The following is a 16,392-nucleotide window of genomic DNA, read 5'->3' on the forward strand; positions in this document are numbered from 1 at the left end:
GAGGACACGGTATGTCTGAGAACCTTATCACCGCCTTCGAGCTCCTCGGTATCGGTTGGGGCGGCATCTTCGTCGTCATGATCATCATCTACCTCGTGTCGCTCGCGCTGTCGAAGATCTTCGCGCCGCGCGGGCCCGAGGCGTAGCGACCGCGAAAGGAGGACGGCCATATGGGACGCACCATTCGCTTTATGGAAACCATCCTGCGCGACGGTCAGCAGAGCCAGATCGCGACGCGCATGCCCATCGAGGACATGCTACCGGTGCTCGAAGACCTTGATTCCTGCGGGCTGTACGCCCTCGAGGTATGGGGCGGCGCGACCTTCGACTCGTGCTTGCGCTACCTGGGCGAAGACCCATGGGAGCGCCTGCGCACCATCCGCAGCCACGTGAAGAACGCCAAGCTGCAGATGTTGCTGCGCGGCCAGAACCTGCTTGGATACCGCAACTATGCGGATGACGTCGTCGAGGAGTTCGTGAAGAAGTCCGTCGAGAACGGCATCGACGTGCTGCGCATCTTCGACGCGCTCAACGACACGCGCAACCTCAAGACCTCGATTCGTGCCGCAAAGGAGGCGGGCGGCGAGGTGCAGGCGGCCATCTGCTACACCACGAGCGACGTTCACACGATCCGTTACTTCGTTTCGCTCGCGACCGAGATGGAGCGCGCCGGAGCCGACAGCATCTGCATCAAGGACATGGCGGGCGTGCTCACGCCCGAGGTCGCCTACGAGCTCGTGGGCGAGATCAAGGCCGCAACCGACCTGCCCGTACAGGTGCACACGCACGGCACTGCGGGCATCGGCCAGATGACCTACCTTAAGGCCGTCGAGGCCGGGGCCGACATCATCGACACCTGCCTCTCCCCGCTCGCGGAGGGAACGAGCCAACCCTGCACGGAGTCCATGGCCATCGCACTCGATGGTCTGGGCTACGAGACGGGGCTTGACGTAGACAAGCTCGACGTCATCGCCAAGCACTTCGCCGGCGTGCGCGATCGCTTCCTCGCCGACGGCGGCCTCAACCCCAAGGTGCTCGAGGTGGAGCCGAAGGCGCTTCTCTACAAGGTGCCGGGCGGCATGCTCTCGAACATGATCAGCAACCTTACCGACCTCGGCGCACTCGACCGCTACAACGAGGTACTCGCCGAGGTACCGCGCGTGCGCGCCGAGCTGGGATATCCGCCGCTCGTAACGCCGCTCTCGCAGATGGTGGGCTCGCAGGCGCTCATGAACGTGCTCTCCGGCGAGCGCTACAAGGTGGTCCCGAAGGAAATCAAGGACTATGTGCACGGCATGTACGGACGGCCACCCGTGACCATCTCGAAAGAGATTCGCAAGCTCATCATCGGTGACGATGAGGTCATCACGAGCCGCCCCGCCGACCTGCTCGAGCCCGAACTCCCCAAGGCGCGCGAAGAGATCGGGATGTACGCCAAGAGCGAGGAAGACGTGCTCTCCTATGCGCTCTTCCCGGAACAGGCGCGAGACTTCCTGGGACGGCGCGAAGACCCGTTCTACGATGTGCCCGTGCAGGAGGTTGAGGTCACGATCGACGTGGCGTAGGGCGTCGCTGGTCGAGAGAGCCTCTCTCGCTATCGGTCCCACTGGGAGCCCCTCGACGTTTGCTTCTTCGCTGGTCCTCGCAACTCAGCAGAGCTGAGTTGCTGCGAAATCGCTCAGAAGTAAACGTCGAGGGGCTCCCTGCGTTTACCCGGTCGACGTCGGCCGGCCGCTGCGCGAGCGGCTGCGGCTCCCACGCGGTCACGAGGGGGCTCGCTTCGCATCGCCCCCAGGGAAGGTTACTGGAATGAAAAGGAAGGGCCCCGTTGCAGGGGCCCTTTTGGTTGTGCGCGGGTTACGTTGGCGCGCATGGAAAACGTGGTTGGGATGGCGCTACTACCTGACGGGGCGGAGGGAGACGCGGGAGGAATCGTACTCGCGCACGATGCCATCAGAAAGCTCGACGAGGGCACGGCCCCAGGAATCGACGCCGCGAAGCACGCCATTCTCGGACACGCTGCCATCGGGGGCGCTCACGTACACGCGCTCGCCAGCATAGGCAAGGAGCTCGTTGTAGACGTCCTTGATGCCGGTAAGGGGCGCGGCAGCGCTCCCCGCTTTGCCAACACCCTCGGTCCACATCGCCACCGCCTCGAGTATCGAGGCGCGAATCACCTCGGCAAGCTCATCGAGCGACGGCGCCTCTGATCCTTCGGGCATGCAGTCAACAAGGCCCGCGATGGGCAGCGCATTCGGATCGCGCCATTCCATCTTGATGGACTCATAGTTGATGCCAAGACCGCATACCGCGAGCTTCTCACCGGACGACCGACCGAGCTCCACAAGGATGCCTCCGAGCTTACCCTTGGGCGTCACGACGTCGTTTGGCCACTTGAGCTGCACGCCCTCGCACCCAATCTGCTCTAGGGCGTTTGCCACGCCGATGCCGCATGCCACGGGAAGGCCCGATAGCACCCGGTCCGGCACCTCGGGCTTGATGAGCACCGAGAGGTACAACCCGCCTTCGGGAGATGTCCACCCATGCGATCTGCGCCCTCTGCCCGATTGCTGCACGCGCGCGCGAAGAGCCGTCCCCTCGGGAGCGCCGGCGCGGGCGCGCTTCATGAGCTCTTCGTTTGTGGAGTCGACCTCGTCGAGCACTTCAATCGCATCAAAACCGTCGTAGCGAGCGTCAGCCATGGCCAGCCTCCTGCGTATTCGTCTGTGTTGTTTACGCCGCAGCAACGCCTCAAGCGCTGCGATTAGGACTGTTGTACCCAGCTGCGCACGCCCTTCGCAGGCACATCGCCACTTGCAGTGGCATCAATCCGGCGAACGCTCAAAATCCCAAGGCGAGCGGCCCCGAAGCAACGGTCGAACACTTCGTCTCGCTCACTATCCTCCCTGAGATAGCGCGCCGTCCATCCACCTCGCTATGCGAACGGCCCCGAACCGCATAGCAGCTCGGGGCCGGGGTACCTAGATGACCGTCACGCGGCCGCGCTCGCCCACGATGGCCTTCGTCTCGGCGATGAGCGGGATGGACCTTGCATTCACGCGCGTGGGAATCTCGGCGCGCATCGTTTGGCCGTCGCTTTGCTCCACGAAGATCTCGACGCGGTCGCCACCCGGGTTGGTGGTGAGCACCGCCGCGAGGCGCGCCATGCTCCCCTGGCTAAAGCGGGCGCTTGGAATCATGATCTCCAGCACCTTGGGACGGTTGACCTCGTCGTTCAGCTCGAGCGGCAGCACTTCCTGCGCGATAATCTGGTCGCCGCGGTCGCTCCGCTCGATTTTTCCCCGCACGCGAATGAAGGCATCCGAGAGCACCGCACCCGTTTCGGGATCCGTCTCGCCATACAGGAAGCCCTCGCACTCCTTATACGTCTTGGGGAAGATGACGATGGTCGCCTCGCCTTCCATGTCCTCCAGGCGCACGATGGCCATAGGGTCGCCATTCTTGGTCACGCGCTTGGAAACCTCGGCGACCATGCCCGCAAACCAATAGGGCTTGCCCTCGGGGATCTCTTGGTGCACCGTCGTATCGCTGCCGGGCACACGCCGGTCGACGCCGGTATCGATCTGCGTGAGCGTGAACTCGCGCGCCTTGGAGAGCGCGTATTCATACGGGCGCAACGGATGGTCCGAGACGTAGATGCCGAGCACGTCGCGCTCAGCCGAGAGCTTCATGTGGCGGTCCCATTCCTGGCCGTCGGGCTCAGGCACCGCGACCTCGAAGCCGGAACCATCAACATCGCCGAACATGTCGAAGAACGACATCTGCCCCTTCGCGCGATCCTTCTGGCGCTTGGCGGCCGCATCGATGATGTTCTCCGGGTTGCCCTTATCAACGAAACTCATGAGCTGGCGACGCGTGTAGCCCGTGGAGTCGAAGGCGCCGGACTTGATAAGCGCCTCGATCACGCGGCGGTTCGCCTGGCTCGAGTCGACGCGGTCGACGAAATCGTGCAGGTTCTTGAACGCGCCGCCGCGCGTGCGCTCGTCGATGATTGCCTGGGCCACGCCCTCGCCCACGCCGCGGATGCCCGCGAGGCCGAAGCGGACGCCCTCCGCCGTTGCCGTGAATTCCTTACCCGATTCGTTCACGTCTGGCGGCAGCACCGGGATGCCGTCGTGGCGGCAGGCGCTCACGTAATGCGTGATCTTCTCGGTCTTGCCGGTATACGAGGTGAGCACGGCCGCCATGTATTCATGCGGATAATGTGCCTTCAACCAGGCCGTCTGCATGACGAGAATGGCATAGCCGGCGGAATGCGACTTATTGAACGCGTAGGATGCGAACTCGAGCACGTCGTCCCAGATGCGCTGGGCCGTCTGACGCTTGTAGCCGTTCCGCTCGGCGCCGTTCATCCAGTGGTCGTAGATGGTCTCCTCGTGCCCGTCTTCCCAGCTGAAGACCTGCTCGGTGAGCATCTTGATCTTCTTCTTGGCCACGGGCTTGCGGATACGGGAGTCCGATTCGCCTTTGGAGAAGCCGCACATCTCGACCGAGATGTTCATGACCTGCTCCTGGTAGACCATGGTGCCGTAGGTCTCGCCCAGGATATCGTCAAGGCGCGGATCGTACGAGACGGCAGGCTCTTTGCCGTTCATGCGGTTGATGTAGCTGGCCACCATGCCAGCACCCAGGGGGCCCGGGCGGTACAGGGCGATCAATGCGACCACGTGCTTGTATTCCGTGGGCTTCATGTTCTTGATGGTAGCCGTCATGCCGGCAGATTCGACCTGGAAAACGCCGGCGGTATGGCCGCCCTGCATGAGCTTGAAGATCTCCGGGTCATCGAAGGGGATCTTGTCCACATCGATATCGATGCCATGGTTGGCCTTTATGTTGGCCTTCGCCTTAGAGATGACCGTGAGCGTGCGCAGCCCCAGGAAGTCCATCTTGAGGAGGCCCATGTCGGCGACCGTATGGCCTTCGTACTGGGTAATCTCCACGCCGCCCTTGGTGTCGAGCTTGGTGGGCACGTGCTCGTTCACCGGATCGCGGCAGATGAGCACGGCGCACGCATGCACGCCCTCGCCACGCGTAAGGCCCTCGATGGAGAGCGCCGAATCGATGATGCGGTGCGCATCCGGGTCCTTGGCGTAGGCCTCGGCGAAGTCGGGGTTGAAGTTCTCCTCTTTGCCCTCGATCTTGCTGAGCACCTGCTTGAGCTTGACCTTCGGGTCGCTCGAAATCATCTTGGAGAGCCGCTGGCCCACATACACCGGATAGTCGAGCACGCGGGCGGCATCGTTGATCGCCTGCTTCGCCTTGATGGTCGAGTAGGTGATGACGTGCGTGACCTTCTCGGGGCCGTATAGCTGGCGGACGTGCTCGATTACCTCGAGCCGCCGCTCATCGTCGAAGTCCATATCGATATCGGGCATCTCGGTACGCTCGGGCGAGAGGAATCGCTCGAACATGAGGCCGTTCTCGAGGGGATCGAAGGTGGTGATGTCCATGGCATAGGCCACGATGGCGCCGGCGGCGCTGCCACGGCCCGGGCCCACGCCGATGCCGTTCTGCTTGGCCCAGCGTACGTATTCGGCCACGATGAGGAAGTACGCGGCGAAGCCCTTGTCGCAGATGACCTTGTATTCGAATTCGAAGCGCTCTTTCACGGAGATGCCGTTTATGACCCTGGTCTCCCAGTCCTCTCCATAGCGCTTGGCGAGGCCTTCCTCGCACTCGCGACGGAACTGGCTCTCGTGCGTCTCACCGGGGTCTAGCAACGGGTAGCGCGGGAGGATGATCTTTCCCCACTCGAGCTGGACGTCGCATTTCTCGGCAATTTCAATCGTGTTGTCGCATGCCTCCGGGCAGTACGGGAAGAGCGCGCGCATCTCCTCTTCGGTCTTCATGTAGAACTCGCTGCCATGCATGCGCATGCGGTTGGGATCGTCTACCTTGGAGTTCATGCCGATGCACATCATGATGTCCTGCACCGGAGCGTCCTCGCGCGTGAGGTAATGGAAGTCGTTGGTAGCGATGACTTTGACGCCCACCTGCTTGGCGATGTCGATGAGCTGCCGGGAAAGCTGCTCGTCGGTAAGGCCTCGGTCGGTGGTGATGCCGTGGTCTTGGATCTCGATGTAGAAGTTCCCCGGCTCAAAGGTATCGCGGAAGGTTTCCGCCCACCGGATGGCCTCGTCGAGCTGGTTGCGATCGATGCACTTGGGGATGATGCCCGCGATGCATGCCGAGGTGGCGATGAGCCCCTCGCGATGGCGGCGCAAATTGTCGAGGGTCACACGGGGCTTGTAGTAGAAGCCCTGTGTTGCGGCCTCGGAGACTGTCTGCATGAGGTTCACGTAGCCAGTCTCGTTCCGGGCAATGAGGATCATATGGTAGAGCTCGGGCTTGCGGTCGCGCGAAAGCGTCTCGTCTGGGGTGAAATAGACCTCACAGCCGAAGATGGGCTTGATGACCGGATCGGGCTTGGTGCCCTCGAGCGAACCCTCGGCCTCCCATGCGGCGCGGTCGCGCTCCCATTGGGCGCGTGCCTTGTCGTCCTCGGGTGCCTCGCCGAAATCCCCCTCGGCGAAGGCGGTCTTGTCGTGCTTCCACTGCTTGAAATCGAGCGCGGCGTTGTTCACCGCGTCGCACGCGAGACCGAGCTCCGGGATACCGTACATGTACCCATGGTCGGTGAGCGCCACGGCGGGCATACCGAGCTCGACCGCGCGGTTGACCATGTCGCTCACGCGGGTTGCGCCGTCGAGCATGGAATATTCAGAATGGTTGTGAAGGTGAACGAAGGCCACGGTGCATCTCCTTAGGTATGTGCTGGTACGACGAACATGCTTGATGCGGAAGCGGCACAGGCGCAGGCGTGGTACGGGTGCGGTGCGATATTGGCCATCCGATTCCGGAACCCGATTCTACCGCACGGGGCGGACACGATTTCGAACAATTGTGCGATGCTCGGAAGCACCACAGCGTGTTCGATAGATGGTGCGTAGGGACGGCTCCCTGTGCGGCGCTCGCCCTCATAACGCACTCCTTGCGCTTGTGGGCAGCTTTTCGCGAGAAATCGCTTTTTATACCCCCGCTTTTCTGCGATTTTGCGCCCGTTAGCTTAGCAGGGGGTGGCAGGGGAACGCACGATGCCTATTCCGCTTGCTCCTCATCCTCGGTATCCGCCTCGGGGCCAACTTCGAGCTCAGCGAGCTTGGGATTGTTCTCACGCGCCTTGCGGTCGCGCACCGCCATCTCTTCGATAGCCTTGAGCGTCTTCACGGCCCGACGGCGAATGCGGGCATCGTAGAGCTTGCGGTTGATGGTACCCCTGATGCCCTTGTCGGACCCGCCGCGGGCCTCGAGCTCCTCCGCGTATTCGATGGTGAGCGAGCCGTCGCCCACCTCGATAACCTGGTAGCGCAGGGTGTTCACACCGGTGGCATAGGTGAACCGAACCTCATAGAGCTCAGGGTAGCGGTAGTGCTTGACCTTCACGTCCATGGGCGTGCCGCCCTTGCCGCCGCCACGCGCACGCTTCTTGTACTTGAAGCCGTTGAGCTTGGCGCGCGAGATGTCTTTCCCCGTGGCCTCCTTGATGTCCGCGAGAATCGATTGCTCGATCTGATCGAAGAATTCCTCGGCCGTGATCGAGAGTGTGCGTGTGAGCTGCATGGCAACCTTTCAGCTGTCTCGGCCGCGCGCCGGAAGCCCCAGGCACGGCGCGCATTCCCTATTGCTCGTACCTTACCACCTGAGGCTCTCCGGCGTGGGCGGGATCTTCAATCTCGACGCGGACGAAAGCGAGGGCAACGCGCGAGAAGCCGGCGCGGTGCAGCACGTCGGCATACACACGCGCCTGAAGCTCGTGCTTCCTCTGGAGCTGCTCGGCTGTCTCGTTCGCGCTGCCACCCGTCTTGTAGTCGATGACGAGCGCCTCGCCGGGGCGCGCCGGATCGGTAGCGAGAGCGTCGATGGCGCCCTCGGCGTACGCGCCGAAGCGCTCGCGCGCCTCATCCATGCCAAGGCTGAAGAACGGCACCTCGGCGCGAACCTGTGGCCAGGAGAGCAACTCGGCACGGACCCGCGAGCCCTCCCAGCGGGCAAGTGCCGTCGCGAGGCGTTCACGTTGGGCTGGGCTCACGCCCCAATAGCGCACAAGGGCTTCGATGCGCTCGACCGGCACGCTATCTGCACCCGTCTCGATAAGCCATTGAGCTGCCGCGTGAAACACAGAACCCAGGGCGGTGGGGTCGTCCGAAGAAGTGGGCTCAGAACCATGGGGACGGCGCGAGGTCGCCTCACCGGCCGCATCGTCCTGCTCGCCATCAGGGAACTGCACGCCCAGCTCGCCGAGCGAGAACTCATCTTCGCCCGCCGCCTCTACCGGCGCTGCCGAGAGGTGGTCCTCCCCCTCCTCATGAAGCTCAGCAGCCATCGAGGTATAGCTGTAGGAATCTCGAGCGACTGGCGGAAGCGGGAGCGTCGCGGCATCGACCGTTGCCGGCCGCACCAGCAGCACCTCGCGCGTTGCGGGTTCGGGGGCGCTCATGGGGCAAGAGCCCTCATCGAGCGCCGCGCTACCGCCGGCGCCGCCACCGGTGTCCATGCCAACAGGCTCGACGCCGGCCGTTCCCAGCGGGTAATCCTCAGCATGGAACACAAGCTGCGGACGCTTGGCACCGCCGCTCTTCGAGGGATACTTGAGATCGTCGAGCAGCACCATCTGGAAATCACCGGCATGGGCGTCGTCGAAATCGAGCCGGTCGGCACCGAGGTCGGGCAGGCCGCCGTTCTCGGCGTCGCTCGGAAGAATACGCGCGAGCACCTCGCCCACGAGCGACGTGCCATGCCCCGGCTCGAGCTCTGTAGCGGCGCCGGCGCCCATCGCGAGGACGGCGACCTCGCGAGCTCGCGTGATGGCGACGTACAGGAGGCGCGCCGCCTCCTCGTAGTCCAGGGCGTTACGCTCATCCCGCATGAAGACGAATGCCTCCGAGGCACGGGAAGGCACAGCACCCTCCCCCGCCGGCGCGGCGTCTTCATCGGAATCGAGCGCGGGCAACTTGAGCAAGTCTTTGTCCGAGGCAGGTTCGAAGCGGTTGGGCAGCGCCGACCAAAGCGTCGTGCCGGTGCGGTCGCAGAACTGGATGCGATCGCCGTTCGATCGGATGCCGTCGCACTCAGCCACCGCGACCACCGGGAACTCGAGCCCCTTCGAAGCATGCACCGTCATGATGCGCACCGCGTCCTCACCCGCTCCGGAAAGCGCTGCGGGAGATTCTTTGACGTGGGCGATGTGGTCCGCGAAGGCCCGTGCGACGAGGCGCGGGGCGAAGGCGCGGCCCTCCTCCTCTTCCGCCACGATCGCGAGCGCCTTGAGCACGTTCGCCGCCACGGCATGCTCCTGGGCGCCGCCCTTCTCCAGGCGGTCGAGCCAGCCCGAATCCGCCACCGCGTCGCGCACGATCTCGGACGTGCGGTCGCGACCGGCTCGCGAGGCGGCGCGCAGCAGCACCTCGCGCATGCGGTCGAGCACGGGCAGCTGCCCGAATTCCTCCATGATGGGAGCGAGCAAGAGCACCTCGCCGGTAATGGAGCGCGTGTCGGTTATGCCCGTCTCGGCATTAACACAGGTGGACAGCGCCAAAAGCTCAGTCGCGCCCAGGTTGAACATCGGCGAGGTGACAAGTGGCGTGATGCCGTTCTCGCCATCGTCGGGATTGGCGAGAAACGCGAGGAGCGCACCGATGATCCCCACCTCGGGCGCTCTGCGGAACACCGAGGTGCCGCCCGAGACCACGCAGGGCATGCCCGCGGCGCGCACCGCCTGGGCGTACGTGCTCGCCTTGGTGAGGCGTGCCATGAGAATGACCATGTCGCTCGGGGCGAAACCTTCTTCGTCGTGCAACCGCTTAAGACGCGCTGCCACCGCAGCCGCTTTCGCCTCGGCGCGCGTGTCGGCGGTGCCGCCGCACACGAGGACCGCCTGCCGACGAGAGGTGCCCGGGCCCACCTTGCGCGCGCCGCGGCGCGTTTCCTCACCGCAGGAGTCGAGGTGCAGGAAGTCCCTGCCAAGCGGGTTTGCGCCCTCGCCCCCGAAGATGCGGTCGGCATAGGAGAGGATGTCCGCATGGCTGCGGTAATTGACATCGAGGCTGCACACGGTGCCGTTGCCCGAGGCCTCGATATCGCCCTTCTTATTTCGAAACACCGAGACATCTGCGCCGCGGAACCGGTAGATGGACTGCTGGGCATCGCCCACCGTGCAGAGCTCGCGTGCATCGGGGCTGCAGAGCAAGCTCACGAGCTCCACCTGCTGCTGGGCGGTATCTTGGAACTCGTCGACCATCACCATCTTGAACTTGCCGGAAAACTCAGCCTGTACGCGCGGGTCGTTCTTGAGCGCCTCGTAGGCGAGCGTGAGCAGGTCGTCGTTATCGAGCACCGACCGATCATGTTTGAGCGCGCGATATTCGGCATCGACCTCTGCCGCGAGCGGCATGAGCTCATCGAGTGCGCCCGCACGCAAGGCGAGGTAGGATTCGGCGAAAAATGCCGGACGCGCCGAACGGACCGCATCGACGAAGCTCTTCTCGTCTTTGCCCATGCCGCGCACCTGCTTGGAGAGCTCGCCGCATGCGGCGTAGCAAGCACGGAGCGCCGACAGATCGCGCGGGGATGCGAGATAGGCGTCGAGCGCCTCGACGGCAGAGCGCGCTGCGGCGCAATTCGCATAGGACGGGGTGTCGGCAATATCTCGATAGGCTTCATACAGATAGATATGCGACGGATGCGCCTTCACCTGCTCGAACGCCTCAAGCCCACCGATGAGCGTCGACACCTTCGAGAGGATGGCAACGAGGATGGAGAGCAAGCTCGAAAGGCTCATCGACCCATCTTGCGACTCAAGTTCAAATGCCTCGAGCAGCTCGTCGAAGGGCCCTGTGCCGCCGACATCTTCCGCCGTCACGCGCCTCAGCACGTGCTCGACGGCGAGGCGCTTGAGATCGTCTGCATAGCCCGCGACCGTGAAAGCGGGGTCGACGCCAAGATCGAGCGCATGGGCCCGGATGATGCGCGAGCACATGCCATGGATGGTCGAAATCCACGCATTATCGACCTTCTCGGCCTCGGCATCGAGGCCCTCCTCGCGAAGCGCCGAACGGATGCGCTCCTTGAGCTCGGTCGCCGCCTTGTCCGTGAACGTGATGGCAAGCACCTGGTCGATGCTATCGAGAAAGGCTTCGGGCCGATCGGGATCTGCCCATTGGTCGCGCGGCTTGGAGCCCGGCTTGAGCGCATAGAGCACGCGCTGGGTGAGCGTGAAGGTCTTGCCGGAACCGGCGCCCGCCGAAACGAAGAGCGGCCCTTCGAGCGCACGCACGATGCGCTCCTGCTTTGCCTCAAGGGTTACCCGTGCCATCAGCGCCTCTTTTCGCACATCGTGAGCGGACAGAACGAACAGGAGTCGGCCGCGGGGCGCGGGGCGATGGCGCCCGCCTCGAGCGCATCGAGCTCACGGGCAACCCCCTCCTCCACCGTATCGAGCAGCGTCTTGAACTTGAGGAAGCCATCGTGCTTCGCGGTACGTGAACGCGGGGGCTTGACGCCGGGATAGCCCGAGACGGCATCGTGCGGGAAGGCCGGGGGCTCAGAGGCGGTAAGGGAATCTGCCACCGCGCCAGCGACCTCGGGACCGCGCGTTGCGAAGTAGACGGCACCCTGCGCCGAACCCGCCCCCAGGTGTTCCAGGGCCTGGGCATAGATAAGGGTCTGGACCTTGGGGGCGCGATCCGCGTCGCGGCCCGGCAGCCATCCCTGCGGCAGCTCTTCCCCTTCGTCGAGCATCATGGTGGGATCGGGGCATCCAAGCTCGCGCACGGAGGCTCGGTTCTTGTAATCGATCACCACGAAGCGCTCCCCGAACCCGGCATCCTCTGCCGTGTCGATTCGGTCGATACGGCCGCCGAGCGCACGGCCCGCATAGGTCACGCCCTCTTTGTCGAAGGAATACTCAAACTGCGAGGGAGTGAAGATGGAGAGCATGTCCGCCTCGTAGCGCACGACTTCATGCAGCTTGGAAAGCATTGCGTCCAGCCGGTTGCGCTCGAGTTCGTCGAGCGGGACAAGCGGCCCGCGAATGGCGCGGGGCCGCTCTTCGCGCGCATATTTCCCATGCGTGTACTTGCCGCGCAGGTGGTCCGCACGTATCTCGATGAACGCCTGGTCCATCTGGATGAGGCAGGCGTCCACGGTCTCAGGCCGCACGCGCATGAGGCCCTCGTCGATGAGCCGTTCGTGGAAGCGCTGCATGACATCGTGCACGAAGTTACCCATCTCGATGGGGCCGAAGCCCACATCGAGGCGCCGGGTGGCGGCGCGGTTGCTCACGAGCCAGCGGTAGGGGCACGCCAGGTAGTTCTCGATCTGCGAGGCGGAAAGCGTGCGCGGCACCGTGCGCGAGCCGAGGCTCCGCTCGGGCAAAAGCAGGAAGCGGTTGAGCTCTGGGGCCAAGGAATGCTCGCCCGCTGCGCCAACTGCATCGCGGCGGGCGCCCACGCCCCCGGCGAGGTCGAGATTGGCAAACAAAGCCCCCTCGTTGGGCAGCTTGCCCAGCGTGCAATCAAGCGCGTCGAGCGCGCGTATGGCAGCGGCGCACGGAGCAGGCGTCCCGTCGAGCGCGGCCGCAGCGCCCTCGATGGCAAGGGGAAGGCCGAGCACGCAGGCACCTTGCCCCCTCTCGCCCGCCGCAGCCTTGGCCTCGGCATAGGCGAGCGCCGGGTAGCGCTCCTCCGCTTGCCGGTCGTTCGCAACATAGCCGAATACGGCAACCTGAGCGGATTCCGCGGCATGACGGAACCGCACGCGTTGGCGCTCAGCGGGCTGCGCGGAGATGCCAGTACACTCCAGCTTCTCGGCAAGCAGCGTCAAGGGCGTATCGCGCTCCGCCAAAGGATAGGACGAAGCATCCGCATCGAGCAGGAATGCGACCGCACTCGATGCGGGGGTAGAGGACGCCAGCGCATCCAGCGAGCGAAAAGCCACGGTCGGCTGCGCCTGTGAAGCACATGAACCGTCCGGGAATTCGCCCTCGGAGCTCCGCGGAGCCAACTGCTGCGCATAGCGAACGGTAAGCTCGGGCAAGGCAAGGTACGCCTGAGACTCAGCGACGCCGAGCTCGCGCGCCTCGTCCATGAAAGCCTGGGCAGCCTCGAGCGCCGCGAGCTCCATCTGCTTGGCGGCGAGCCCCTCCGTCCCAAAGGCGGCAAGAGGCGCCGACGAGGCACAGGCCGCCATGAGCTGGAACGCACGAGAGTATGCGCCGTCGTCGAGCGCATCGACAACGGCTTTGACCGCGATGGGCCGCCGCTCGCGCCCGCTGCGCTCCGCAAGCTCGCGCTCGCGGTTGAGCTCACGGCTCTGGAGGCTATCGAGTTCGCGCATGAGCGTTTTCCTGGTGAGGCTGCGCGTCTTGCGCAGGCGCGTATCGAGCATGCGGGCGATACGGGGCGCACCCGAGGCAAGGCCCGAAAACGGAGAGCGAATCCAGTCGGGAATCTCGGGAGCAGGCCACCACGCACTCGCCTCCTCGCCGTTCACGCGCTCGAGAAAATCGGAGAGCGCCGCGACGGCCTGGCCGGCGCGCGTATCGCGAAACGCCAGCCGGACCTCGAGCGAGGACGCAATCCCCTGAGCAGCAAGACGCGGAGCAAGGTCACGGAACATGCCGGCGGGATCGGGAGCGGCAACCGCCACAGCGGGCGCTGGACAGGCGCTCTCGGCGCCTCTTGCCTCGCGTGCCGCTGCAGAGACGATCAGGCCGTACGCTGCCTCGCGCGCCGAGGGCCCGCAGACCTCAGCGAATCGCAAGGGGATACCGGGGCGCGAGGCGTCCCCCGCACTCAGCTGGGCCAGAGCTGCCACGCCGTGGGCGGCAACGCCGAACCTCTGGGCGAGCGCCTCGGCCTCGGATGCCGCCTCGAGCTCGAGCACTATGCGCACCGCTCCGCCCGAAGCAACGGCACCGATGAGCTCAAGCAGATATTCCGGGAGTTCGTGGACGCCGCGCAGCACAACGGCGCCCGCGCAGGCCGGCAGGCGCTCCGCAAGCCCCTCGGAAAGCACGGCCGCAGCCGAAGACCCTTCGATAAGCCCCAAATCTTGCAGAGAGCGAGCGTAGCGCTCGAGGGCGCGAACGATACGCCGCTCAGAAGCCGAGCAGGTCGCACGATCGGCGCGACGTTCGATGTAAGGAAGATAGAGGCGCGCCGCGCGGGCGATCATCTTGATCATGCCGGGGGTGCAGAAGTCCTCCGCCGCATGCTCCACAGGAGCTGAAACCTCGCTCTGCGCACCCCTCGCGGAAGCCATCCCCTCGCCACACGCGCTCCCCACGGAAGCGGCCCCCTCGCCCCGCATGCTCACTTCTTCGCGGTCGCATAGAAGGGAACGGGTCGCGAGCAAACGGCGCTGCGCGCCCGATACGATGCGCCTGCCGTCGCCCATGAGCTCCCACAGCGACTGAATCCATCCGTCGGGAGTCGTGACGTCGATGCCAACGCCGCAACCGGCATCGGCGAGCGCGTGGCGACACGCGTCGCGCACGCCGAAATCGGGCACGATAAGCGTCACGCGGCCAGAGCTCTCCAATAACCCCTCAAGCGCCCTCAGCTCTTCCACGCCGAGCTGCACCGACAAGGGAATGCGATCGATTTGGATGGACATGGCCCTCCGTTCAACGTCTTCGCATCATATCCTACACGCCCATGCGGACAAAAAGCGGCGGTCCCGGCATTCCCTACAAGCAACCTCTCCTTCAGAAGCGTGGCGGAGCAATGCCAGGAGCATGGCTTTTGGCCGAGTATGCCCCTGCGGCGAACGGGGTGCGGTTCAGGGGACGCCGCGTTGGGGTATACTCGTAGCGAGCAGAAGGTTTTAAGCTCTCCTGTGAAAACGTTGTGGTGGGGTAATGCCCACGCCGAACAGCCGTCTCCACCAAGGCGGCTGTTCCCTTTTGCGTCAAGCATCACCCCGTGCCCGGCCTAGCCGAGCAGCATCTCGTAGGCCAACAGAATCAGCGCTACCAGAACAGCCGCCGCGAGCAGCAGCTGGGTGAGCTTGCTCAAGGGATCCCTCCATCTACCCCGTTGGACTCGGAGGGCACCGCCCGCTCGTTAAGGCGATTATAGCATGAATAGCGAACATATGTTTGTATATCTTGACCTATGGAAGATACCAGAAGCCCCCGCTCTGCCGCCTTCGCCCCCGATGCGCGGTGGCCGAACGCCGTTTAGCTAACAGAACAAAGCGATTCCACTCTTCATGGTGCTGATGCACCGAGGTCGCAGGGCAAGCCCTTATTTCACGCGCTTCTCCATGATGTAATCGTCCATGATGAACCCTTGACCGATATCGGTCTCGACGGCATCGATAACAGAGAAGCCGTTGCCACGATATGCGCGAACGCCCAGGTCGTTACCCTTGTTGACGGTGAGATACATGGCAGAGAGGCCGCGCTCGCGGCAAAGTCGCTCATAGAAGGAGATCACGGCGCTCGCAAAATGCTTTCCGCGTTCCGATGCCAGAAGATAGATCTTGGAGATAAAGAATCGGTTGGTCTCGGGCTCGACATGCCCGCCCGTATATCCCACGATGCGCCCGTCGTCCACGGCGCGCACGAACCAATACTCGTAGGCATGATCGCGCATGTCGCGCTCGATCGCCGGCAGCGACTGGAACCGATCGACCATATATGACGTCTGGTCCGCTCCGATGAGCGACGGCCAGTACTCAAACCAGATCTCGTGGGCGAGCTCAGCGAGCGCGCTCACGGTTTCAGACGTAACAGCCTCAAGAACAACGGTCTCCATCCCTTGTCTACCTCTCGTCCTCCAAACGAATCAGGAGCCTGCGATAGCCGCCGTACTCGCCATTGAGCGCCTTCGACACGCGGCTCACCGTGGTCGATGACGCGCCGGTGCGCGCCTGCACCTGCACGTAGGGCTCGCCCTCGTCGAGGCAGCGCGCCACCTGCAGGCGCTGCGCCAAATCGCAGATCTCGCGCGGGGTGAGCAGATCGGTTAGAAACGCCTTGATGTCCGCCTCGCCGTGCAGCATAGAAAATGCGCGTACCAGCTGCTCGACATCTTCACGTTCATACATCTTCTCGATATTCATGCGGCACCGCCCCCGTTCGCCCCGTTTGTGTATGCGCTCTGCAACGCGCCCTGGCGATAATGGTCGCACGCTGGCGCACGTCGCAGTGTACCACACCACTTCGCTAAAGCGCCGCACTTCAGAGGCATCATACGGGTACATCGCCGGCTGCGTCGCACCAGCTTCCATCAACCGTGTGGGCACCTCGCCATCCTTCAACTCTTCACATACTCCGCCCATCGGAAATATGTGATCCCAGTTGGGGCA

At 64.1% G+C, this 16,392-nt stretch carries 9 protein-coding genes; 2 read left to right on the forward strand and 7 right to left on the reverse strand.

Features of this window, described 5'->3' with window-relative positions; all coding sequences use genetic code 11:
* The first annotated feature begins 11 nt into the window (after window positions 1-11).
* Window positions 12-146 carry an OadG-related small transporter subunit gene (locus AC1VS5_RS03110; protein WP_019127948.1) on the forward strand — a complete coding sequence of 45 codons (135 nt, stop codon included), beginning with the start codon at window positions 12-14 and terminating at the stop codon, window positions 144-146.
* 24 nt (window positions 147-170) lie between these two features.
* A complete protein-coding gene (locus AC1VS5_RS03115) occupies window positions 171-1,565 on the forward strand; it encodes an oxaloacetate decarboxylase subunit alpha (protein WP_481217664.1) in 1,395 nt (464 codons plus the stop codon).
* A gap of 333 nt (window positions 1,566-1,898) precedes the next feature.
* On the opposite strand, the gene AC1VS5_RS03120 is transcribed toward AC1VS5_RS03115, so the two are convergent.
* The 7 genes from AC1VS5_RS03120 to AC1VS5_RS03150 form a co-directional block, all read right to left on the reverse strand.
* Window positions 1,899-2,702, reverse strand: a complete 804-nt coding sequence (locus tag AC1VS5_RS03120) for a biotin--[acetyl-CoA-carboxylase] ligase (protein ID WP_481217665.1) — start codon at window positions 2,700-2,702, stop codon at window positions 1,899-1,901.
* A 279-nt stretch (window positions 2,703-2,981) separates the two neighbouring features.
* Window positions 2,982-6,773, reverse strand: a complete 3,792-nt coding sequence (dnaE, locus tag AC1VS5_RS03125) for a DNA polymerase III subunit alpha (RefSeq protein ID WP_022348698.1) — start codon at window positions 6,771-6,773, stop codon at window positions 2,982-2,984.
* 346 nt (window positions 6,774-7,119) lie between these two features.
* Entirely contained in the window at window positions 7,120-7,641 is a 522-nt protein-coding gene (locus AC1VS5_RS03130; RefSeq protein ID WP_481217666.1) for a DUF3284 domain-containing protein, read from the reverse strand.
* 58 nt (window positions 7,642-7,699) lie between these two features.
* A complete protein-coding gene (locus tag AC1VS5_RS03135) occupies window positions 7,700-11,392 on the reverse strand; it encodes a UvrD-helicase domain-containing protein (RefSeq protein ID WP_481217667.1) in 3,693 nt (1,230 codons plus the stop codon).
* On the reverse strand, window positions 11,392-14,694 hold the full coding sequence (locus tag AC1VS5_RS03140; RefSeq protein WP_481217668.1) for a PD-(D/E)XK nuclease family protein: 3,303 nt from the start codon (window positions 14,692-14,694) through the stop codon (window positions 11,392-11,394). The genes AC1VS5_RS03135 and AC1VS5_RS03140 overlap by 1 nt, the downstream gene beginning before the upstream one ends.
* A 632-nt stretch (window positions 14,695-15,326) precedes the next feature.
* A complete protein-coding gene (locus AC1VS5_RS03145) occupies window positions 15,327-15,839 on the reverse strand; it encodes a GNAT family N-acetyltransferase (protein ID WP_481217669.1) in 513 nt (170 codons plus the stop codon).
* Window positions 15,840-15,846: 7 nt separating this feature from the next.
* Window positions 15,847-16,146, reverse strand: coding sequence for a YerC/YecD family TrpR-related protein (locus AC1VS5_RS03150; RefSeq protein ID WP_481217670.1), 300 nt, complete (start codon window positions 16,144-16,146; stop codon window positions 15,847-15,849).
* Window positions 16,147-16,392: the final 246 nt, after the last annotated feature.

Source organism: Enorma sp., from assembly GCF_982429025.1.